The organism is Paenibacillus sp. FSL H7-689 (assembly GCF_000517905.1).
Lineage (GTDB): Bacteria > Bacillota > Bacilli > Paenibacillales > Paenibacillaceae > Paenibacillus > Paenibacillus amylolyticus.
On record NZ_ASPU01000059.1, the window covers coordinates 143,734 to 167,811 of the forward strand.

At 47.5% G+C, this 24,078-nt stretch carries 16 protein-coding genes; 12 read left to right on the forward strand and 4 right to left on the reverse strand.

Features of this window, described 5'->3' with window-relative positions:
• Positions 1-49 precede the first annotated feature (49 nt).
• The 3 genes from C170_RS27275 (at position 50) to C170_RS27285 (ending at position 4,496) form a co-directional block, all read left to right on the forward strand.
• Positions 50-1,978 (forward strand): beta-glucoside-specific PTS transporter subunit IIABC, encoded by a 1,929-nt coding sequence (locus C170_RS27275; protein ID WP_036616382.1) that lies wholly within the window; start codon positions 50-52, stop codon positions 1,976-1,978.
• A 94-nt stretch (positions 1,979-2,072) separates the two neighbouring features.
• The gene (locus C170_RS27280; RefSeq protein ID WP_036616385.1) at positions 2,073-3,530 is read left to right on the forward strand and encodes a glycoside hydrolase family 1 protein; all 1,458 of its coding nucleotides are present in this window, start codon (positions 2,073-2,075) and stop codon (positions 3,528-3,530) included.
• Between the two features lie 6 nt (positions 3,531-3,536).
• Positions 3,537-4,496 (forward strand): 2-keto-3-deoxygluconate permease, encoded by a 960-nt coding sequence (locus C170_RS27285; RefSeq protein WP_036616387.1) that lies wholly within the window; start codon positions 3,537-3,539, stop codon positions 4,494-4,496.
• Positions 4,497-4,600: 104 nt separating this feature from the next.
• Here C170_RS27285 and C170_RS27290 read toward each other — a convergent pair whose 3' ends face one another.
• Complete coding sequence (locus C170_RS27290) at positions 4,601-5,284, reverse strand: type 1 glutamine amidotransferase domain-containing protein (protein WP_036616388.1); 684 nt, start codon at positions 5,282-5,284, stop codon at positions 4,601-4,603.
• Positions 5,285-5,667: 383 nt separating this feature from the next.
• On the opposite strand from C170_RS27290, the gene C170_RS27295 reads away from it, so the two are divergent.
• On the forward strand, positions 5,668-6,132 hold the full coding sequence (locus C170_RS27295) for a hypothetical protein (protein WP_051447427.1): 465 nt from the start codon (positions 5,668-5,670) through the stop codon (positions 6,130-6,132).
• A 114-nt stretch (positions 6,133-6,246) separates the two neighbouring features.
• On the opposite strand, the gene C170_RS27300 is transcribed toward C170_RS27295, so the two are convergent.
• Together C170_RS27300 and C170_RS27305 are read right to left on the reverse strand one after the other, a co-directional pair.
• The gene (locus tag C170_RS27300) at positions 6,247-9,267 is read right to left on the reverse strand and encodes a DEAD/DEAH box helicase (protein ID WP_155985141.1); all 3,021 of its coding nucleotides are present in this window, start codon (positions 9,265-9,267) and stop codon (positions 6,247-6,249) included.
• A 5-nt stretch (positions 9,268-9,272) separates the two neighbouring features.
• The gene (locus C170_RS27305; protein WP_036616393.1) at positions 9,273-11,051 is read right to left on the reverse strand and encodes an SWIM zinc finger family protein; all 1,779 of its coding nucleotides are present in this window, start codon (positions 11,049-11,051) and stop codon (positions 9,273-9,275) included.
• Between the two features lie 280 nt (positions 11,052-11,331).
• Here C170_RS27305 and C170_RS27310 point away from each other — a divergent pair, with 280 nt between their 5' ends.
• Positions 11,332-12,150 (forward strand): endonuclease/exonuclease/phosphatase family protein, encoded by an 819-nt coding sequence (locus tag C170_RS27310; protein ID WP_036616395.1) that lies wholly within the window; start codon positions 11,332-11,334, stop codon positions 12,148-12,150.
• A 162-nt stretch (positions 12,151-12,312) separates the two neighbouring features.
• On the opposite strand, the gene C170_RS27315 is transcribed toward C170_RS27310, so the two are convergent.
• A complete protein-coding gene (locus tag C170_RS27315) occupies positions 12,313-13,140 on the reverse strand; it encodes a methyl-accepting chemotaxis protein (protein WP_017691152.1) in 828 nt (275 codons plus the stop codon).
• Between the two features lie 600 nt (positions 13,141-13,740).
• Here C170_RS27315 and C170_RS27320 point away from each other — a divergent pair.
• The 7 genes from C170_RS27320 to C170_RS27350 all read left to right on the forward strand — a co-directional run bounded on the left by C170_RS27320 (position 13,741) and on the right by C170_RS27350 (position 23,525).
• Positions 13,741-15,984: a glycoside hydrolase family 88/105 protein gene (locus C170_RS27320; RefSeq protein ID WP_051447429.1), complete on the forward strand. Its 2,244-nt coding sequence runs from the start codon at positions 13,741-13,743 to the stop codon at positions 15,982-15,984.
• 262 nt (positions 15,985-16,246) lie between these two features.
• On the forward strand, positions 16,247-17,587 hold the full coding sequence (locus C170_RS27325; RefSeq protein ID WP_051447430.1) for an ABC transporter substrate-binding protein: 1,341 nt from the start codon (positions 16,247-16,249) through the stop codon (positions 17,585-17,587).
• Positions 17,588-17,634: 47 nt separating this feature from the next.
• On the forward strand, positions 17,635-18,585 hold the full coding sequence (locus tag C170_RS27330; RefSeq protein ID WP_036616398.1) for a carbohydrate ABC transporter permease: 951 nt from the start codon (positions 17,635-17,637) through the stop codon (positions 18,583-18,585).
• Complete coding sequence (locus C170_RS27335) at positions 18,582-19,430, forward strand: carbohydrate ABC transporter permease (protein ID WP_036616400.1); 849 nt, start codon at positions 18,582-18,584, stop codon at positions 19,428-19,430. The genes C170_RS27330 and C170_RS27335 overlap by 4 nt, the downstream gene beginning before the upstream one ends.
• A 28-nt stretch (positions 19,431-19,458) precedes the next feature.
• The gene (locus C170_RS30265) at positions 19,459-21,327 is read left to right on the forward strand and encodes a cache domain-containing sensor histidine kinase (RefSeq protein ID WP_051447431.1); all 1,869 of its coding nucleotides are present in this window, start codon (positions 19,459-19,461) and stop codon (positions 21,325-21,327) included.
• Entirely contained in the window at positions 21,324-22,928 is a 1,605-nt protein-coding gene (locus C170_RS27345; protein WP_036616402.1) for a response regulator, read from the forward strand. The genes C170_RS30265 and C170_RS27345 overlap by 4 nt, the downstream gene beginning before the upstream one ends.
• A gap of 51 nt (positions 22,929-22,979) precedes the next feature.
• Positions 22,980-23,525, forward strand: a complete 546-nt coding sequence (locus tag C170_RS27350; RefSeq protein ID WP_036616404.1) for a GNAT family N-acetyltransferase — start codon at positions 22,980-22,982, stop codon at positions 23,523-23,525.
• Positions 23,526-24,078: the final 553 nt, after the last annotated feature.

The window sequence follows — 24,078 nt, forward strand, 5'->3', positions numbered from 1 at the left end:
CTTGGTCATTTTTTATATATCCAATTTATTCATGTGGAGGAGAAGGGTCATGAACAACAAAGACTTGGCTAAAAACGTACTTGATCTCGTTGGCGGCGAGCAAAATATATCGGGTCTGACACACTGTGCAACCCGTTTGAGATTCGTATTAAAGGATGATAACAAAGCAGACCTCAAGGCGCTGGATCAGCTCGAAGGCGTGCTCAAGGCACAAAATTCCGGTGGACAGGTTCAGGTTGTTATCGGTGCCAAAGTAGACGCGGTATACAGTGAAGTGAAGAATCTAACTTCTGACCAGATTGGCGAGCTTACGGAGTCTACAGACAGTGGGCCGAAAAAGAGACGTAACCCCGTCAATGTAGTGCTTGAAACCATCGCAGGTATATTCACGCCTGTTCTGCCAGCACTTGTTGGTTGCGGGATGATCAAATGTTTGGCTACCGTTATAACTGCCATGGGTTACCTGGAAGGCTCCGGTTTCCTAACAATCATTAACATGATCGGGGACTGCATTTTCTACTTCATGCCGTTCTTCCTGGCTGTCAGTGCAGCAAACCGTTTCAAAACCAATCCCTACTTAGCAGTAGCTCTTGCTGCGGGACTAATGCATCCAACTATTTTGAACGCTGCGGCTCAGATTGCTGAGACGGGTGTAAACAGTATTGATTTTCTCGGTATGCCGATTCTGTTAATGAAATATTCCTCTTCCGTCATTCCAATCATTTTGGCGGTATGGATTATGAGTTATGTGTATCCAATTGTTAATCGAGTAATTCCCAAGTTTTTGCAGGTCCTGCTTACCCCAATGATTGTTTTGTTCATTATGATTCCAGTGGAATTAATCGTGCTTGGCCCAGTAGGTTCATATATCGGTGACTGGTTGACGAATGGAATTAACTCATTGTTCTCCACTGCAGGTGTTCTTGCTGGTGCGATTCTTGGATTTTTCAAACCGATCATGGTTATGTTCGGTATGCACTATGCCATCATGCCGATTCAGGTTCAACAAGTGGCTACACTGGGCGCAACCGTGTTGTTACCAACGGCACTGGCGGCGAATTTGGCTCAGGCTGGAGCAGCCTTTGGTGTGTTTGTCCTAACGAAGAGTAAAACGATGAAATCAGCGGCTGCTTCGAGTGGATTCACCGCTTTATTCGGGATTACCGAGCCGGCGATCTATGGTGTAACGCTGAAATACAAGCGTCCATTTTTCGCAGGTTGCCTGGCAGGTGGATTAGTCGGTGGATTCTACAGCTTGGTGCATACAACAGCGAATGCAATTTCACTGCCAGGTGTATTGGCAATTGGCACGTATTCATCGGATCGTTACATGTATGTCGTTATTGGTTGTGTTGCCGCCGTTGTACTCGGGTTTGTGTTCACGCTGTTGGCGGGCATCAAGGAAGATACAGATAGAAGTAAATCGAAGCAGCAAGCTACGAATAAAGTAAATAGCAATCAGACAGCCGTTGCCACAGAGGTAACTCCAGCGTCCGTATCATCACAGACATCCACTTCTTCTGACATGCTTATCGTTAGTCCAATGACAGGGGAGATCAAACCCATCTCTGAGGTAGAAGATCAGGCATTTGCCCAAGAGTTAATGGGTAAAGGCATTGCGATTGTTCCAACAGATGGCAAGGTATACGCTCCATTTGACGGGGTAGTCGAAGCACTTTATCGCACCAAACACGCCATCGGATTGAAGGCAGCGAATGGAGTCGAAATCCTGATTCATATCGGGGTGGATACCGTTAGTCTGAAAGGGAAATATTTTAACGCCCATATCGAGCAGGGACAGACAATCAAAGCAGGCGATTTACTGGTTGAATTTGATCCAGAAGGCATTACCTCAGCAGGCTATAACACGATTACATCTATTGTGGTAACCAACATGCAACAGTATGGAGACGTACTGACCACAGCGACCAGCGGACCGATCCGGGAGAGTGAACCTTTGATCAAGCTTATTTCGTAAGAACTGTCCATCTCTTCACTGGTCCAGCTACGAGTTACAAGCTAGATGGTCTTAATAAGACCTTAATAATACGTAATAACAGGAGGAAACTAAAATGACAAATTCCAATTTTCCAAAAGATTTTTTATGGGGCGGTGCACTGTCTGCCTGTCAGGCCGAGGGAGCTTATAATGTGGACGGCAAGAGTCTGACCATCCCTGAAGTGATGAAATTTAACGAGAAGAACGACCGCAAAGTGACCAAGCAGATCAGAGTGAATTGGGAGATGATTGAAGAGGCCAGGAATGACCCGGATACTGTGAAATATCCGAAGCGCCGGGGAATCGATTTTTATCATAACTTCCGTGAGGATATCGCCTTGTTTGCTGAAATGGGCTTCAAAGTATTCCGTTATTCCATTTCATGGGCCAGAGTATTTCCGGGTGGCGACAATGCCGCTCCGAACGAAAAGGCACTAGAGTTCTATGATCAGGTTATTGATGAATGTCTTAAACACGGTATGGAGCCCTTGATCACTATCAGTCACTTTGATACACCAATTGTACTGATGGACAAGTTCGGAGGATGGTATAACCGCAAATTGATCGATCTGTATGTGAACTATTGTGATGTGCTGTTCAATCGCTACAAGGGCAAAGTGAAATATTGGGTGACATTCAACGAGATCAACATGAGCGTGAAAGCATCGGCCAAAACGCTGGGAATCATTGATTATGATGCTCCAAATTATGAAGAAATGCTGTTCCAGGGGCTGCATCATCAATTTGTAGCTGCGTCCAGAGCAACCAAGATGGCTCATGAGATTGATCCGAATAACCAGATCGGAAGTATGGTGGCTTATTTTACAACGTATCCTTACACTTGCAAGCCGGAGGACGCACTCCAGATGCAACAGGATGATCAGATGAAAAATCAATTCTACCTGGATGTGCTCAATAAAGGCGAATACCCTTACTATAGTAAAACGTATTTCAAAAACAAGGAGATCCAGCTGAATATCGAGGACGGCGATCTGGATAGCATTCGCGCGCACACGGCTGATTTCGTGGGGATGTCGTATTACAACTCGATGATTTCCAGTAGTGATACCGAACAACTCGAACTAACGGCAGGTAATGTACACAGCGTATATAAAAACCCGCATCTGCCCGCTAACGAGTGGGGGTGGCAGATTGATCCGATTGGCCTGCGGTATACGCTTAATCTCGTCTATGATCGGTATCAAAAACCTGTCTTTATTCTGGAGAACAGCTCAGGCTTCTACGACAAACTGAATGAGGACGGAACGATCAACGATCCTTACCGGATTGATTTCCTGAGCAAACATATCGAACAGATGGGACTCGCCATTGCTGATGGGGTCGAGGTGTTGGGATATACGATGTGGGGACCAATCGACATGATCAGTTCAGGGACCTCCGAGATGAGCAAACGGTACGGATTTATCTACGTCGATCAGGACGACTACGGCAATGGTACGCTGAAAAGATATCGTAAGGATTCCTTCTTCTGGTATCAGAATGTGATCCGTACCAACGGAGCAGAACTGTAACGCACCATGAACATTTTGGGTCGTATCAAAAAAATACCCGGCGGCTTGCTGATTGTTCCTATGCTGGCCGCCGCGGTCATCAACACGGTGTTTCCATCATTTTTTCAGATCGGAGATCCAACAACAGCGCTGTTCACATCGAAAGGTACCATGGTGCTGATCGGTATGATTTTACTGATATCAGGAACACAGCTTAACTTGTCACAGCTTCTGGTGACCTTGAAGAGAGCAGGGGTGCTCTGTATTTCACGTATCCTCATCAGCTGTCTGTTCGGCTGGGCGTTTGTGCACTTTTTTGGCATAAGTGGGGTCGGGGGAGTTTCTGCGGTAGCCTTCATTGCCGTTCTGACCAGTTGTAATCCAGGATTATATCTGGCCTTGATGAACACATATGGAGATGATGTGGATCGGGCTGCGTTTGGCATTCTGAATCTGATCGCCGTACCGGTTATTCCGGTCATGATATTGAATTCGGCAAGCGGTGTCGGTATCGATTATCTCAGTGTACTTGCTACACTAGTACCTTTTTTGATCGGGATACTGCTTGGTAACCTGGATAGCAACATACAGAAGATGTTCGCTCCGGGAACACTGATTCTACTACCTTTTCTAGGTACCAGCTTTGGGTCCAATATTGATCTGCGTATTGCATTTCAGTCCAGTCTGTCCGGTTTGTTGGTCACCGTGTTATTTTTGCTGATCTGCATGTTGCCGCTCATTGGAATCGATCGCACGATATTAAGACGGCCCGGTTACGCAGCGGCTGCGACATGTTCGGTTGCTGGATTATCCATGGTGGTGCCTTCGATGGCTGCCGGGTTCAATCCGGCGTATGCACCATATGTAGACACAGCTATCGCTCAGATTGCGTTTGCCGTGATCCTGACGTCGGTGACCGTGCCTTACATCGTGAAGCGTTTGGCTGGAGGAACAGCAACGGAAGCTTCTGCTTCGACAAATCACTAGAAAAAAACAGCATGTGTTCTGTCAGATTATGACGGATCACGTGCTGTTTTGCTTTGTACATCTATATGATCTCCTGGGGGAGGAGAGGGATCGATCGGTTTATTTTACAGACCCAGCAGTTGTTTAACACTTTCAGCTACAGCTTTGCTAGATTGCGGATTCTGTCCTGTGACCACGCGGCCATCTGTTGTGACATAGGAACTGAAGGCAGCAGCTTTATCATATTGTGCAGCTCGTTCTCTCAAAGCATCTTCCAGCAGGAAAGGAACATACTCGGTTTGTTGAGCCAATGTTTCTTCTTCATTCGTGAAGCCGGAAACGGTTTTGTCATTGATCAAAAGCAGGCCGTTGGACAGCTTCACATTCAACAGGGCTGTAACCCCGTGGCACACGCCGGATACAACGCCACCTTCTTCATAGATATCACGAGAAAGCTCTTGAAGTTCGGCATTGTCCGGGAAATCCCACATTGTACCGTGACCTCCTGTGAAGTAGATTGCATCGTAGTCACTCGCGTTTACTTCGCTAGGTTTCAACGTATTTTTCAATTGGTTCATGAACATTTCGTTCTCAAAATAGGCTTTGGTGCTCTCATCCAGAGAGTCGCCCAGACTTTTCGGATCAAGAGGTACGTTCCCGCCTTTAGGGCTAACCAGATCGATCTGAACATTGTCATTATGGTCAAACTCTTCAATAAAATGAGTTGCTTCGCTCAGCCACAAGCCAGTAGGCTCGTCCTTTGTTGCGTACTTATCTACATTTGTTAGAACAACCAGTATCTTTTTCATATTAAAACCTCCCGTAAAATATATAACATAAATTTATAATAAATATCACAAAATTAAATTGTGTAAAATATATTATTGAATATAACATAACCATTTTCTAAAGTAAAATCATGAGCATATCGTCGATCTCCAATGTGACTTTCAAGCGTAGGAGTATAGAACAATCTAGTCGTAGTAAATATGCCTGTAAGAATGCACTTTTACTTATTATGCCCTGCTTAATTTACTCAAATTGTAAGCGGAGGTAGGCGTGTGTAAGGGGAAACGAAATTAATTCAAATTTGAAGTTAATTTGATTGTACAACTAGTTCTTTTGATTTAGAATGGCGGAAGATGCCAACAAAAAACTGGTACAAATTACATATATACTTGGAGGAACATTCATGAAACGTTCAGGCAAATTTTTCGCTTCAACAGTGGTTGCTGCTGTTGCTGCAGTATCCATCGTCTCTTCAGCTTCAGCGAGCACAGTTTCAGTCTCCAATATCTCTGGCGTAACACCTATCAACATTAGCAGTATGGATATCGAAACGGCTTTGATGATGGTCCAGAGCGAACGCGCCAAATTGCTGGATGCGCAATTGCAAACGCAAATCCAGGAAGTACAGAACCGTAATCAACAGATCGCGGAGTTGAACTCTCAATTGCAGGTAGCCCAGCAAAACGGGGATGAAGCAGCTGTTCAAAAGCTGAAAGGTCAAATTGATGCTGCAAGCAACTCGCAACAGATGGACATGCTTCGTCTGCAGTCCATGTCCAACAAGCGCAATGAAGCGTTTGATGTCATGACAAACTTTGTCAAAAAAATGCAGGATTCAAGATCATCCATCATCGGTAACATGCGTTAAGAACGGATGATTATCTGCTGCAACAATACAAAAAGAGCGAAGTCGGAATTCAAATTCCGAAACTTCGCTCTTTTTGTATTTCTCTTTTTTATGATATATCTCATCTAATCCAAGTTAGCCCGACCAGTCACGACGCCGAGTGAACAGATCCTGCAACTCATCCGTGGACAATTCGGTAATCCAGTTCTCAGAGCTTGTGATGATGTTATCGCTGAGCTGCTGTTTACTCTCCAACATCTCGTCGATCCGCTCCTCCAATGTGCCAAGAGAGATGAACTTATGCACCTGAACATCTTTGGTCTGACCCATCCGATAAGCCCGGTCGGTGGCTTGATTCTCAACAGCAGGGTTCCACCAGCGGTCAAAATGGAAGACATGATTGGCTGCGGTCAGATTCAACCCCACACCGCCTGCCTTGATGGACAGAATGAAGACGGACGGTTGCTTGTCCTCAGGCAATGTACGGGATTGGAATTCCTCAATCATACGATCCCTTGCCGTCTTGGATGTGCCCCCGTGCAGATACAGCACAGGCTCCTGCAACTCCTGACGCAGTACCTGTTGCAGTATCTGTCCCATACCGATATATTGGGTGAAAATCAGGCATCGCTCGCCCTCGTCCCGTAATTCGCGGACAAGTTCCATCAGTCGTTCCAGCTTCGCGGAGCGACTAATCAGCATCGCCATATCTTGCGGACTGTACATGTCATAAGCAGATGTCAGTGCACCGTCTTCGGGAAGTTCCTCCGGCAAAGCCTCTTTGGTCAACAGCAGAGGGTGGTCACACAGCTGCTTGAGCTGGGTTAACGCCGATAGAATTGCACCTTTACGCTTGATGCCTTCCAGTTCTTTCATTTTATCCATCAGGGCCTGTACGGACTGGTCATACAATGCACTTTGTTCGCCCGTAAGGTGAATATAGGTTTTCATCTCGTTTTTGTCCGGCAGATCAAGCTGGATATTGGGATCTTTTTTCTTACGGCGTAGCATGAATGGTTTCACCAATTGCTGCAGATCCTGCATCCGTTGCTCGTCCTTGTCTTTCTCTATGGCACTGATGAAGCGAGTCTGGAATGCCCGGGCGTTGCCCAGATATCCTGGATTGATAAAGTCATAGATCGACCACAGCTCGGACAACCGATTCTCGATCGGCGTACCTGTCATGGCAATGCGGTGTTTCGCCGGGAAACTGCGGACCGCCAAGGACTGTTTGGTCTGGGCGTTTTTGATATTCTGCGCTTCATCGAGACAGATGCATGCCCAGGTGTAGGTTTGTAACATCTCTTGATCCAGTGTAGCCGTAGCAAAGGACGTGATAATAATATCCACCTGCTCGGTCTGCTCCCGGAATTCTTCTCCACTTAATCGGCGTGCGCCATAATGCAGACTGACATTAATGGAGGGTGCGAAGCGGCTAATTTCCTTTTGCCAGTTGCCCAGTACGGAAGTTGGGCAGATCAGAAGTACCGGGGCTTGTCCCGGCTTGCGTGGTTCATGATCCTTGATGTGTAACAGATACGTGATGAACTGAATGGTTTTCCCGAGACCCATATCATCGGCAAGACATGCCCCAAGTCCGAATCTGCGCAGGAAACCAAGCCATGCAAAACCTTCCTTCTGATACGATCGCAGTTCGGCATGAAGCCCTGTCGGAATGGGAAGGGAAGGTGCGCCGCCTTGTCCGCCCCCGAGTTGTGCAATAACCCGATTCAGGTGCTCATTCAGTTCTACTTCCAGCCGAATGTTCTGATCATCCTGTGGTGGCTGCTCTTCCTCGGTTTGTTGTCCTTCCTTCCATTTCTGGTTGCGATATTCTCGTTGCTCATTATGCAGCAGATGCAGGTGTAGAATATCCTGGAATGAGAGTCCCTGTTCCCGATCTACACCGCCCATGGCACGACGTATCTGTTCCAGCAGGTCGGGGTCGAGAGGAACCCATTCTCCACGGAAGCGAACCAGTCGTTCATTACGGGCAACAAGGTCGGCAAATTCATCTTCGCTAAGATCCGTGTCACCAATCGCAATGCGCCAGTCAAAATGAATAATCGAGTCCAGTCCAAAGAACGACTGTCCCCGTTCACTGCCTTCCTCCGGCTGCACCTTAGCACGCAGCTTTGGTTTCTTCTTACGGGCTGCTTCCCACCAACCCGGCAGCAGAACTTGCCAGCCCGCTGCGAGCAACCTGCCGCTATCCTGCGTCAGGAACTGCCAGGCTTCCTGATCTCCCAAAGGATCACTCAGCACATCCCGCCTACCGCTAATGGAGCTTCCAAGACGGGGCAGATGTGCACGCAGCTGATCCAGCCATCCGGCGGAGCGATCCAGAATGAACGGTGTCCATACCTCTGGCCATTCGCCTTCAAGTCTGCCCCGTGAATCCAGCATGACGGGCACCAATCCAGCGGCATCCAGCTTGTTCTGCAACACCAATCGCAGCCGCCAAGATGGCTCATCCTCGTCCGGCTCCTGCAATTGCAGCATGGGTCTGAATGGTGCGGCATCTGCTTTCCAGCCAATGGATACGAGCCAGGACTGAGCATCCATCCCGGCTGTCTTGGGTAGAGTGCCGCGCTCTGGGAACAACTGCGGGAATTCACGCCGCAGATCGGTTGCCGCTTCTTCCGAACTGTACCAGCGTTGGAATACGAAGGCGGAGTAGGCCGCCCCAAGTCCTTCGGCATAACTCTCGTCCGTTTGTTGAATCGCCTTGGTAAGCGATGCCCGCTCCTGCTTTTTCAAGCTATCCGGGTCCCAGGTCCACTGAAGCTGTCCTGCACGGTATGCCTCGAAGCTAGGTACGTATTTTCGTTTCTCTATGGAGGATTCCAGTGCTGGAGCTAGTCGAATCAGATGTTCCGCTTGCTCGTCCCACTTCCATTCAATATGAAGCAGCGTATGCATCTCGGCAAAAAAGGGAATCACTTCTTCCGCAGGCAGAACAACCAGCTCAATCTCCTCAATCTGCCGAACTTCCAGTTCGGTCCCGTAGAAGGAAGGCGCATGCCAAGCGAACAATCGCTGCTTAAGCGACTGTCCCGGTACAAAGTGGTGTGTGTTGAGTGCTCCGTAAAACAAAGCATCGCCATATCCGGTTAAAGCGACGTGAACCTCAATCGTTTCAGTGTAAGGATGAATTAAGCTCATGAGATCAGTTTACCTTTCCGAAGCTCTTCCTGCAGGGCGCGCAGCCGACTGTTACGAACGGCGAGTGTGGTGATGAATTGCTCCCAGTGCGCTTCTTGCTTCATTTTTTTATAGATTTTGGACAGACGTTTCAACAGCTTCACCGCTGCTTTGTATCCGTCCCTGTTTTTGTGTCCGATATAACGCTCCACTGCCTGATGATAGAAGGGAAGCAGCAGCTCAGGTGCATCTTTTTCGATTGGTTGCAGCATCGCTACGCGGAATTCGAGAGGTTCCGTTCCCGTACTCAGCTGAAAATCAATCCATCTGCGCCACTGTCCACGCGAATGCATAGCATCCTCGTAGGCAGGGCGGGAGTGGGGAAGCATACTGACAAGTGTGTCCCACATACGGTTCTCTGCATCGGGCAGATGTTGAATGGCCGTATCCCATAGATGCATGTAATCATTCAAAGGTGTATTACGCCGATTCGCCAGAAGGGGGCCAAGTTGTACCAACCAATCCCCAAGTCGCTTCCATTCAGCCGAATCTGCGAGTACATGGAGAAAATGCAACAGTTGTTCTGGCGGGAAACCGTAGGCCGAGCTTCCATGGATGAGTCGCTGCCATGCCTGATCATCTTGCCCCAGATGGAAGTGCATCCAGCTCTGCGCGAGTATGAGTGGTAAAGGCAGTGTTACGGCTTTGCCTGGTCTATCACTACTACTTCCATTATTTTGAGCGCTACCCAAGACACTCCCACCTGACTGGGAAGGTGACGAAGCGGCGGTTATATTGCGTTCTATATCATCTAAGATGGCCTGTTCCGACACTAACATGTCCCGCGACCCTTGCAGCTCAGGTACGATCCAGTTCAACCACAGTTGTCGATAGATCGGAGTGAAGAACATCATGCTGGCTGTCTCAGGCATCATCTGTTTACGTAAATAAGCTGAGGTTTCAGACAGTTTGTTCCAAAGTTGTTCAAGCTTGTTTCCCTTTAGACCTGACAGGTCTAGCGGATGGTTAAAGATCCGTTCAATGTCTTTCTGAAGTGCATCCACCGCGAGCTGGGCAGGGTAGCTCAAGTACACGGGGGTATGAGTGATTGAATTACGAGCCGGCGGCACGCAGAATCGGATGAGGTGCAGCTGCACATGTAGTTCAAAAAGTTGGTCCATTGCAGCGGACAGCCTTGGTTTAATGGCATACAGCTCGTCCGTTGCTTCCTGTACGTAGGATGTGCTTGCTGTGCCAGTACCCAGCCGTCTCAGACAGGAGTGGAATAGTTCGTGCCATTCCGAGATTTCGAGATCAGCAAGCTCTGTTGCACGTTCCTTGATCTGGCTGTATTGGTTGTCCGGAATGTCCATATCCTGTTGTTCATCGGCATCTGCATAGCTGGATATTCCTGCGGACATGGCCCCGACGGGTTTGGTCGTTTGTTTGAGTGCAGTACTGGAGTGTGCATTCACAATCGCATGCACAGGTCGCTCCAGTTGCTCGGCATAACTCATTAATACAGCCGTCATATGTTTGCATACGGAACTCACCGGGCAGGTACAATGACTTGTAGTCAGGGATTGCATGCTTAGTGTGACCTCGTACTCTTCCGATCCTTGTACAACGGCCGAGATCCCTTGTTGTTCGGAATAGGTTAATGGTCCGACACGTTTCTGTTTATAATATTGGAATCCGCGCATGATCGTCAGGTTATTAAAATGCTCTGCAACCTGCCTGATCAACTGTTGCCACTGCGCATCATCCATCCTCATGTTATTCGGTATGTTCATCATTCCATCTCCTGGGGTAAACATAGGTTCAGTAATCACCACGTCTATGACGTGATGTTGTAAATTTGTTGTATCCATCATATCAGTTATGAGCCAATCCGTGCATGGGTTATGAAGAATTTGAAGTTATTTTAGACCAACTGGAATCAGGATGAACACGTCGGTTCTGCTGGCGGACGGAATGCATGATTGCACCATATTGTGTATGCTTATGGTATGTATTCCTTTCAGGAACGATGCAGGCCGGGGAAGCGGCCATATTACACACAACAGGAGAGAGCATATGAAAATACTTACGTTAAACACACACGCTTGGGCGGAAGAGGATCAACTGAGCAAGATCAGTCAGCTGGCTGATTTTATTAATACACATCAATTCGATGTAATCTCCATGCAAGAGGTTAACCAGTCCATGCAGGAAGCGGTGCTTTCTGAAGAAGAACTGAAGATGTATTATGCTACTGAACCCGATGCAGTGATTAAAAAAGACAACTATGCCTACGTCCTGCTTCAGCAGCTGACAGAGCAATATTACTGGACGTGGATTCCCGCGCATGTTGGGTTTCAAAAATACGATGAAGGACTGGCGATCCTTAGCCGGACGCCGATTAAGCAGGCTTTTGGGGAATACGTGTCTCACATGCGGGATTATAACAACTATCGTACACGCAAGATTGTGGGAATTCAGACGGTCGTCCAAGGTGAAGCAACCTGGTTTGTGAACGGACATTATAACTGGTGGGATGATGCGCAGGAACCTTTCAAGGGACAGTGGGAGTTGACGGAGAGCAAGCTTGCCCCCTACATGGACCAGTCGTTATATATAATGGGTGATTTCAATAATGTCGCGGAAGTGCGTGGTGAAGGCTATGATTATATGATGAGCAAGGGCTGGAATGACCTGTACACCACAGCATTGCAAAAGGATGAAGGAGCAACCGTGGTGAAGGCCATTGCCGGCTGGGCAGATAACAAACGCGATCTTAGGATCGACTATATTTTCTCCAATCGTCCGATTCAGGCTAAATCTTCTACCGTGGTCTTGAACGGTAAAAATGGACCGGTCGTGTCTGACCATTTTGGCGTCGCTGTAGAGATATAACAGCCGTGTGACCACAAACCATAAAGGTGATATCACCGCAAATACGAAACAAAGCCTCCGCTGACTTCCTGGAAAGGGAAGTGGCCGGAGGCTTTTCACATTCTAAATCATTTGTTATGTACATTTCATATCGTTTGTTCTTTCTGTTGTGGAACTCTATTGTTATTCGAGCGCCAGCATCTGATGTACGAACTTTTTCAGATTCGCGCTTGTCTCACTAAGCTGTTCGATACTTTCCATGAACTCGGTAACAAGCTTGGCCTGATCCACTGTTGCGGTTGTAATCTGACCGATCTCCTGCTCCATATGTTTCATGGAATCTTGCACGCTGCCTAGGGATGATTCGATATCAGCTGCTGCTTGCTTCGTATGATCTGACAGCTTACGTACTTCACTGGCAACCACACCGAATCCGGCCCCCTGATCGCCAACACGAGCTGCCTCAATCATGGCGTTGAGTCCAAGCAGGTTGGTTTGTTCCGATACTTCACGAATGACGTTTGTTACTTTACTTACACTGACCGAGTTCTCTGAAGCTTTTTTGGAGTTGCGCAGAATCTCTTCCGATGTCGCAGAGAGTTCCTCGGAATGTGCAGCAATCTGCTGAATGCCGCCGACGAGCGCATTAATGGTTGTTTCATTTTCACGGATCAGCGTTTCCAGTGTCATGTGACTATCCAGCGCGTAGTTCACACCCAATATACCCACGACCTGATCGTTCTCTTTAATAGGGATTAGAATGGCATCAAAAGGTCTGCCCTGCAGATCACCAGGCATGCGTGCCACGGTACGGGAATCTCTGTTAGTCAGCATTTTGAAATGTTTATAATCATCATGCAGCTCATCCCCAACCTTCACGCCAATCTCCAGACTTTTTGCTTCGGAAAAATACAATACTTTCTCATGATCATTAATGGATATGGATATGTCGTCACGGAACATTTGGCTAACAAAAGGCATAGCATTTACCAGAGATTCAAGAGTATTCAATGTGCATCTTTCCTTCCCGATACAAAAAGTGGAATTTTTCAATCTATATAAGTTGAACTAAAGATATATTCACACGTACACTCCGATGACAGAATAACCTTCCAATCGCTGTTATCCCCAGATTTTTTTGATTCCCTTTTCTCAAGGGAAAAATCCGGTGATAGCGTATGCTTACGATGCAGCTTTCTTTCAGAAATCTTTTAGGCGAACGCTTCGCTTTTTCAGTTTTTTCTGTCCTCTACGTTTCTGTGTAAATGATTAGTTCAACATATATAGTTTCTATATCGGTAACATTTTCCGTTTTTTTGAATTAATGTCCCAATGAAGGTGTAATTGGCGAAGTAAAAACCAAATCTTCTGATTTTTTGTAAGCGTAATCAAAAATCTGTAGCCACCACCGAACATGTCAGTTATACTGGGATTATTATTCGGCTATTCAGAAGATAACCAAGGGACATACCTATTTCCCGGTAAGGGGATTACCCACCTAGGTTAAGCGCTATACTTAATCACTGCATATTAGTTTGGTGCTCTAGTGTGGACGGTATGAATGCTATGATATAAGACTTTATTTCAACGAGAGAAGGATGTGTGCCATCGATGACGACCTATTTCAGTGAACCACAGAGCATGTATTACCGATTTGGAGAAGATCAGGATCAGGTATTAAAGGTACTGGCCGAGAGGTATATTGGAGCCAATGCACAGGCTGATTTTGTATATCGGGTATTCCAGAAGTCTGGTATTTTGCAAAATGAAAAAGGGCTTTATGATCTGAATTTAGGTAAACGCTTTCCTGATGCACCTAAAGACCATATATCCTACGCAGCTGCACTGGTTTGGGGGGACGAGGACCGGAATCTGGACGTGTTGGTCCGCTGTTATGGGCCTGTTCGTTTCTATTTCAATGAGCAGATGGTCTATCGCTCAACCGTAATGGATGAGATTAGTCCAGACGCAACGGTGAAGCTCAGCATCGATATCAAGCCTGGTTGGAACACCATTTGGCTGGAGATGAAAAACACCCCTGCCGGATTTGGCTGCCAATTTGGGTCAGATGAAGGAAAAGTGCGCATTTTGAATGTATTTGCTCCATTTCAGGAGAGACAGGGGCAAGCGGGGTGGGTGTTCTCCCAACCGAACCTGGCTGCCAGTAAGCAACCAGACCTGCTTGGAAAAGAATCAGACGTCAGCTTGAATTGGCTGCCTGAGACAGGCTGGTCTGATGTAGATAAAACCAAGCCAGCTTTCGAACGAATATTCGGAAATCTTACTGGTAAGCATGCTTATGCTTGGACCCATCTGAACAATAACGATTCAACCGGGAATGCAGTGCGATTGTCAGGTCAATCTTCCGGTTCTCTAAGTATATGGATTAGCGGCAAGCCTGTGGCGCAAGTGAAAGAAGCGGGTCCGTTCGAAGTGAATGTACCAGCCTCTTTTGGGCGGAGTGACCTGCTTGTCCGAAGTGAATATGACGATACGGCGGGACCTTGGCATTTAAATTTGAACGCAACCGTGTCGGGCAAGCCGCTCTCACTGGAACTTCCTCAGCGTGTGCACGGAGCTAATGGAGAGTCTTGGTTATATGTTGGACCTTTTGAGTCGGAGGTTGAACCGGACTTGGCGGATCTGACTCGAACGGACCGAGTGTATCAAACGGGTCTAGAACTGACGTATTGGCGCTTAGATCGACCGGATGCTTGGATCAGACCTTATTATGAGAACGCGATGTTAAGCAACAAATGGACAGTGGGCAGTGTGACCAATTATGGTCGCTGGGATTATCCATTGGGTGTCACTGTATATGGTCTATTACGGACGGGGCGTTATTTGCAAAGACCGGACATTACACGTTATGCGGCTGAGCATGTTCAGGCATGTACCCAGATGTATGAGTACTCCTTATGGGATCGGGAGCAGTATGGTTTCCCGGCAGTCAATCAACAATTGGTCATGCTGAAAATGCTGGATAACTGTGGTTCTTTTGGTTCGGCCATGCTAGAAGCGTATTCAGAGTGTCATGAACCAACGTTTCTTCCGATTGCTGAACGGATTGCAGATTTCATGCTTTCCCGCCTGGAACGGCAGGAGGATGGTGCATTTTATCGCACATGTGTAGGGGAGTATGCCGAGAATACCATGTGGGCAGATGACCTCTATATGAGCACGCCGTTTCTCGTTCGTTATGCACGGGTGACAGGCAACTCTGCCGCATTGGATGAAGCCGCCAGACAATTTTCACTGTATCGGAAGTATCTGTTTATGCCTGAGTTCAAGATCATGTCCCATGTGTATGATTTCAAATACGGACAGGCAACGCAGATTCCATGGGGACGGGGAAATGGCTGGACACTGTTTTCCTTGACAGAGGTATTGGAAGCTTTGCCAGCAGAGCATCCCGAGCGTCCAGCTTTAATAGAATTCTTCAATGAGCTGTGTGAAGGGTACGCAGCGCTTCAAGGGGAGAGTGGGTTATGGCATCAGGTGTTGAATGTTCCACAGACGTATGAAGAAGCCTCCTGCACGGCGATGTTTGCCTATGGTTTTGCGAGAGGTGTACGCTTTGGCTGGTTCAAAGACCCTGAAGTTTACGTCACGGCTGCCGAGCGGGCTTGGAAAGGACTCATCTGCAAAGCCATTGATCGTCAAGGGAATGTCCATGGCGTGTGCAGCGGATCACGATATGCGTTTACGGCAGAGTATTATGATCAGGACTTGCGTACCGTCACCAATGACAATCACGGAATAGGCATTATGATGCTGGCAGGAACTGAAGTAGCAAAAATGAAGAAACATCTGGCTGAGCACAGGGTGTCTTCACCTGCCGTCTCACATTCCTGACAGACCACCGAGGTCTGATTTTCATACTATCGTTTCTATACAACAGTCTTCTGCTCCACGTAATACGGTTGTATATCCGTAATCATATTTGAGACGGGATCATCACCGCCGGGAATATCATTCCTGGTGGTTTTTGATTCCTGTAACTCCTTACTTTTTTGACAGGAAAGCTTACTTTTGTTTATGTCATGTACAGTAATAGACCGATACAATAGGTTTTGTAAGCGATTCTATAAATGCAAGAAGGGGAGGAAATTCATTTATGATGATTACAAAAAAGTGGGTAACCCTGTTCTGTCTGTCCCTGTTATTGTTCGCTACAGCCTGTTCTGGAGGGGCCACCGATACATCATCTTCTTCTGGGGAAGCAAGTGGAAGTGAAGGAGATTCATCAGGCAAGATTGAACTGCGCATGACCTGGTGGGGATCACAGACCAGACATGATCTGACGACCAAAGTGATCCAATTGTTTGAAGAGAAACATCCGGGAATCACCATTAAACCTGAATATTCTGGTTGGGACGGTTACTTTGACAAGTTGACTACACAGGTAGCCGGTTCAAATGCACCAGATATCATCCAGATGGATTACGCCTTTTTGACTGACTTTGCCCGGCGTGGTGCCTTGCTTGACCTGACTCCGTTTGCAGAGAGCAAAGAGCTGCGGACAGAGGATCATGATCAGAGCATGATTACAGCCGGTTCGATTGACGATAAATTATATGCAATTACCCTTGGAGTTAACGCACCAGGTGTCATCTATGACGCCACCGTATTTCAGGAATTAGGTATAGAAGAACCACAAGAGAGCTGGACATGGAAGGATTTTGGGGATATTGCGACCAAGATCGCCGCAGCCAAAGGTGAGGGGTTCTATGGATCGGCAGACATTTCCGGTACAACGAACATGTTTGAAGTGTTTATTCGGCAATCCGGGAAAGGATTGTTTGATGGTGGCACAATGACAGCTACCAGCGAGGAGCTTCAACAATGGTTCGATATGTGGAGCGCACTACGCGAGAATGGTGGAGTGACTACAGCGGAGATAACCGCATCCACAACCAATGCGCTGGAGACACGACCGATCTCACTGGGCACAGCCGCCATGGACTTTGCATGGTCCAATCAATTGCTGACATTCCAGCAGGTGAACAAAAACCAGGATCATAAGCTTGGCATACAAGTGCTTCCGCATGGTGTAGGTGAAAATCAAATCGGTGAATATCTGAAACCAGGCCAGTTCCTCTCCGGTTATGGTAAAACCAAACATCCAAAGGAAGTTGCCATGTTCATTGATTTCATGGTCAATGATCCAGAAGCAACCGCTATTCTTGGTTCTGAACGTGGGGTGCCGGTCAATTCCAGCATTCGTGAACAGATGCAGCCTACGCTGCCGGAAGCGGAGCAAACCATTTTCCAATTTATCGATACTGTATCGAAGAACTCCAGCGAGATTGACCCGCCATACCCGCAAGGATTTGCTGAAGTGGACACAAGTTTCAAGAGCGCAAGCGAGCAGATCGCCTTCGGTCAAGGCGATACTCCAGATGTCATTGCCCAGTTTATTGAAGGAGCCAAGGCTACGCTTGGATCGAGTCAATAATGATTGAAACTGTCTCACACTTCTAATTCTGCGGGGAGGTTGCGAAGATGACGACATCACAGGTCAGTCAAGCCCGAATCGAGCGTGTAACTACACGGCGGGTCAAACGGAGATATGCGCATAATGGAGCCGCGCTTCTATTTCTCGCCCCATGGCTTGTCGGATTGTTATTCCTTACCCTAGGTCCAATGTTGGTATCGTTATACATCTCGTTCACCGATTACAGTATCTTGGCCGCCCCTTCCTGGGTCGGTCTGGATAACTACACCACGATGTTTACATCGGATAAACTGTTCACCCAGTCGCTCAAAGTCACCTTCACGTATGTCGCTGTATCCGTACCGGTCAAATTGATTTTCGCGCTGCTTGTAGCGATGTTGCTGAACAAAGGGATTCGAGGACTCGGTATTTACCGTACGGTGTATTACATCCCGACATTGCTTGGAGGTAGCGTGGCGATTGCAATGTTGTGGCGTAAAATGCTGGGTGGGGACGGGCTACTCAATAGTGTGCTTGCCATGGTGGGCATTAAGGCGCCCGATTGGGTAGCGAATCCGAAATATGCTCTGTACTCCATCGTGCTGTTATCCGTGTGGCAGTTCGGATCGTCGATGATTATTTTCCTGGCAGGCCTGAAGCAGATTCCACCCGAGTATGATGAAGCCTCAGCGGTAGATGGTGCAGGTCCTCTGCGGAGATTCTTCTATATAACGTTGCCGATTCTGTCACCCGTTATCTTCTTCAATCTTGTCATGCAGCTGATTACGTCCTTTCAATCGTTCACGCAGGCTTTTGTTATCAGTAATGGTAGCGGAGGGCCAGTGAACTCAACCCTAATGTATTCTCTGTATCTGTACAAAAAAGGATTTTCATTCTTTCAGATGGGCTATGCTTCTGCGATGGCCTGGGTGCTGGTCATCCTGATTGGCGTATTTACATTGCTCGTATTCCGCAGTAGCAAGCTGTGGGTGCACTATGAGGATGGTGGGAAATCATGATTGGACAACGGAACTCTACAGCATGGGTCGTCAGCAAACATGTGTTGATCTCAGGCATCGCCTTTGTCATGCTCTACCCGATCCTCTGGATGCTGGGCAGCTCATTCAAACCGGGACATATGATCTTTACAGAGACCTGGTTCTGGCCACAGGAATGGAATTGGCAAAATTACATGAATGGCTGGTCCGGTATTCAGGGCAATCCGTTCTCCCGCTTTCTGACCAACTCTGTCATCCTGTCGCTTGGCGCCGTACTGGGCAATGTCATCTCCTGCTCTATGGCGGCATATGCCTTCGCCCGACTAAATTTTCGTTTCAAAGCCATCTGCTTCGGACTGATGCTTATGACGATCATGCTGCCCCATCATGTGACGCTGATCCCGCAGTATATTCTCTTCAACCACCTGGAGTGGGTGAATACGTATCTGCCGCTTGTGGTGCCAAAATGGCTGGCGACCGACGCCTTCTTCATTTTTCTCATGGTACAGTTCTTCCGGGGACTGCCCAAAGAGCTGGATGAGGCGGCTACCATTGATGGATGCGGTCCTGTGAAAATATACACCAAAATCATCATCCCACTTGCTTTTCCGGCACTGGTCACTACGATGATCTTTACGTTTTTGTGGACATGGGACGACTTCTTCAGTCAGTTGATCTACCTGAGTGACGTGAGCAAATATACCGTGCCGCTGGGTCTACGCCTGTTCCTTGATTCCAGCTCTCAATCCGATTGGGGTCCGATGTTTGCGATGTCGGTATTGTCGCTGGTGCCATGTTTTATCGTATTTATCGTGTGTCAAAAGTACTTCGTGGAAGGAATCGCGACCTCTGGGCTCAAAGGGTAATTCCAAGACGAAACGAGTTGATTTTTCCATGAGGAAAGGAAGATGGTCTTTATTCATTAATCAAAAGCTGCAACAAAGCAAGCTCTCCACGTTGATGGTGACTTGCTTTATTGCGTTTAACCTCCTGCTCGTCTCAGTTGTGGTGTGGCTGGCATATCAGTCTTTCTCAGCAGTCACCTTTGCCGAGATTAGCAAAGCACGCCTGGCTCTTCTGAACGAAAGCACACGTCGGGGATTTGATTTTATCACAGGGGTAACTGGAACCGCTTATGCCTTGGCAAGCAATCGGGAACTGTCCAGTCTGCTCGAAACGGCTGATACGGGCAGGCTTGCACAGATTCACCAGCGGAGAGAGGTCTCTCGAACTCTGGATCATACCATGGTCGTGAGTGAAGGCATCACTTCCATCGAACTGTATACGGATGCCTTTAATGAAGTGACAGTGACTATGGCTGATCGCATATTTCCGGTGGACACCATCGAACACGACTCTTGGTTTGCTACGCTGGAAAAGGCTGATGCGGCTTGGGTTCCGCTGCGTGAGAACGAATCAGGCCAATCCCTGGTCGGATACGCCCAACGGATTTTCGACAGTCGTGGCGGGACGGTTGCCTATGTACTCATTCGACTGAGTAGAGCCGACATCGTACGCAGGTTTGCCGATGTACCCATGGTGCTTGATGGAAAAGTTCTGTTGGTGGATACGGCTGGTAATGTCGTAATGCAGATGGGGAGAGTTGATCCAACAGGGGAGAAGGAACGAGCGGATCGAAGAAATGAAGCGAGTAAAGTACAGGAAACGGGTGAAGCTGTAAATTCATCTTCTTCTATTATAGATAGTGCATGGATTCAGGAACATGTCCAGCATGGTGCAGACGGGTACGAAGTAGTTTCCGGCCAACCCGGAGGTGCTCAATTGGTGCTGTACTCCAGGCCAGCGATGCTTCAGTGGCGCCTCGTACAGACTATTCCGGTATATACACTGTTATCTCCGCTCAGACAAGCAGGCTGGCAGATCCTCGGCATCGCCGTGCTGGGACTATTATGCTCGGCTGTGCTGGCGTACCTGTTTGTAAGGCAGATCATCCGACCTTTGCGACAATTAATCAAGAGAATGAGACAACTGGAGAAAGGGGACTTCGATACCCGGGTCCAACTTTCGTTTACGGAGGAATATGCCCACTTGGCTTATGGCTTTAATCACATGGCTTCACAGCTCACAACGCTGATGGAACAGGTGAAGGATGAGAGCCGGGCCAAGCGTGAAGCCCAGACGGGATTGCTTGAGGCCCAGATCAAACCCCATTTTTTATACAATACCCTCGACATGATCCACTGGCGCGCACTTGATTACGAAGCCAAGGATATCAGTCGCATGATTGTACAGCTCAGTAAGCTGTTACGGATCGGACTGAGTGGAGGGAGACTGTTTATACGGGTTCGTGATGAGTTGGAACATGCCCGTTGCTACGTTAACATCCAGTCAGAGCGGCTACCGTTCTCCATTCAATATCAGGAGCGGATCGATCCGCATATTCGCGGTTGTTACATTCCCAAGATCATTTTGCAGCCCTTTATCGAAAATGCCGTTATGCACGGGCACCCTGAAGAAGGCACACTTCGAATTCAGGTGCATATGCACGAAGTGGAAGCCCCGCATCAGGATATCGTCATTCGTATCACGGATAATGGGCGGGGTTTGCCGGAGGGGTGGAAACTCGAAGAGACGTGTGGCATCGGTGTGCGGAATGTACATCAGCGCATTCAGCTTTATTGCGGGAAGAGGTATGGCGTTCAACTGAGCGATAGAGAGTCAGGTGGCGTGGAAGTGACCATTACGCTGCCGCGTATTGAGACCGACGAGCAATTAAATCTATGGCTGGACGGTGAAAAATGATGAAGACCATTATGCTTGTTGATGACGATCCTCATATTGTAAAGGCATTAACGGATCATATCGATTGGCCTTCTCTGGGCCTCAGCATTGCAGGCACTGCTTCCAATGGCTTGGATGCGCTGGAGCTGTTTCGCCGCATGCATCCAGATGTCGTTATGACTGACGTCTACCTGCCGGGGATGACCGGGCTTGAGATCACACAGACGTTGCGACGTGATCATCCCCACTTGCCGATCATCATTCTTAGTGGATATGACGAATTCGAGAACGCCCGGGCAGCCATGCGCTGGGGGGTGAATCACTTTTTGCTGAAGCCGGCAGAGGTTGAGGAGATTGAGTCTGTGCTGCGGGAGGTGTTACTGGAACAAGATGTGCGAGAGCGGCATGAGCGGCTGGAGCGGACATACAAGCAGGAGGTCGGACGGGTACTTCCGTATTTGCGCAAACAATTTCTTCACGAACTGCTGACTACGCGATATCGGGCAGACGAGCTGCCCAAAGAACGCATGGACTATATAGGCATTCACATGTCCTCCCAGACACGCGCCATTAGTCTGCAACTGAATCGCCCCGTATTTTTGACACGGATGAAAGAACGGGATTGGCAGCTTCTCCGTTATGGTGCAGCCGATATTATTCAGGAGACGGTGAAGGAGCAAGCGGCGCGCATGAATGGTCAGTTAGAGATTGTTGATTATTCGGATCAGGTATTTGTGTTGCTTCTATTAGGAGATAAAGATCATCTGGAGGAATGCCTGCCACTCGTGGAGAGGATGATCGATCAGATCTTTACGTATCTGAAAATTGAAGTGAGTGCTGGAATCGGAAGATCCAAAAGTCACCCATGTGAGGTGATAGATTCCTATCTCGAGAGCAGGGAAGCGGTGGAAACAGCAGAGTTCCAAGGTGGAAGTCGTATCTACCACTATGAAACATCAGAGGAAACAGAACCAAGTGTGACCGATTATTCATTATTGCTTCGTCAATGGAATGAGGCTTGGGCGGATATTCGACCTGACCTGGCCGAAGAGGTATGGCATCATATTTGCCTTTTGCTGAAAGAGGGGAAATGTGTTGGGATACAGGATGTACAGGTTGTGGCCGTTAGTCTGTTTGACACGTTGATGCATAGCTGGAACCGACTTCATCCTATGTTAGCGCCGCCGCTGGCGATGAGTGATTTTTTGCGTGAAATTCAATCGAAATATGCTTTGCATGATCTGGTAAACTGGATGGATCGTATTATCTGCGACTGGCTGGAACAGATACGTAAGGAGATGGGCGAGAAGAAAAGCAATAAACTTATCGAGCAGGTGAAACAGTATGTAGAGCTTCATTACGCCGAAGAGATTAGTTTTGAAGCGATCGCCAAGGGGCTGTTTGTACATCCGAAGTATCTGAGTCAACTTTTCAAAAGGGTGACCGGTGAGAATTTCGTGAGTTATTTGAACGGGTACCGGATTCAGAGAGCGTTGGAACTGTTGCAGTCGGGACATTACATGGTATATGAGGTGAGCGAGATGACGGGGTTCCGTAATGCAACGTATTTTAGCCAGGTGTTCAAAATGCTTACGGGCAAGAGTCCGTCTGAGGTGGGGTAGAGCGATACAGTTACAGTAATTAAATAAAGTGGAAGAGGAGGTACGGTTCTTATGATGATCGATCAGCAGGAATATTACATTAAAGGCTTGTCTTACTCCATTAGATCGGCAGAGGAAAAGGATGCTGAGGCCTTGTCTTCACTACGTGTACAAATCGATGGGGAAACCGAGAACATGGATCGTGAAGAGGGCGAGGCGTATATCGACGCAGCCGGGTTTAGGCGGATCATCCATTTAGACACTGAGAAGTCACGGAATCTGTTCCTTGTTGCTGTAGTAGCGGGTGAGATTGTGGGATACTCCCGATGTGAAGGTACAGAGTTGAAGCGCTTTTGCCATAAGGTTGAGTTCGGCGTGTGTGTAGCCCGAGAGTTCTGGGGACATGGGATTGGCAAGAACTTGCTGGAGAAGTCGATAGAATGGGCAGACCAGACTGGTGTAGAGAAGATGACGTTGAACGTGCTGGCATCCAATGAAAAGGCAATCGAGTTATACCAAATTAGTGGCTTCGAGATCGAAGGGACTTTGAAAAAGGATCGGCGACACACGGATGGACAGTATCACGACACGATAGTGATGGGCAGGTTCAAAGACTAATAGTATAAAAAGTGAAAAGCACAAACTATATAAGCCCACAGCTTATGGAGTTTAATTATTAGATTTGATACCGACATAACAGATAGCAGGGTTATTGAGTAGAGGCATTATGTTTCTTAATTTATAGAACGATTGTAATGATGTTGAATGAGTCTGTTCACAACCTATATTGAGATAGATTAGACCGGTGAGTGTATATAGGGTATAGTAAGAGGATATTGCCATTGGAAAAAGAGATTATGAAGAGACTGAATCGATTATATAATCAGTTTCAGATGGGATATTTTACAAGTAGTAATTGTATTGTGTATATGATATATTCTATTTCCGGCCAAAAAAACACAAAAAACAAAGTGCCGCAGGCAAAACAAATAAGCTTCGAAAGAAACTTAAAAAAAGAGCTTGCTAAGTTGGTTCGGAAGTGTTATGATATAAAAGTTGCTGAGGAGAACAACACTCGGTAACGAAAACAAGCTTGATCTTTGAAAACTGAACAACGAGTGAGTAAACATTCTGCTTGCAGAATGAACGCGAAAGTTTGAGACAAGCCTTG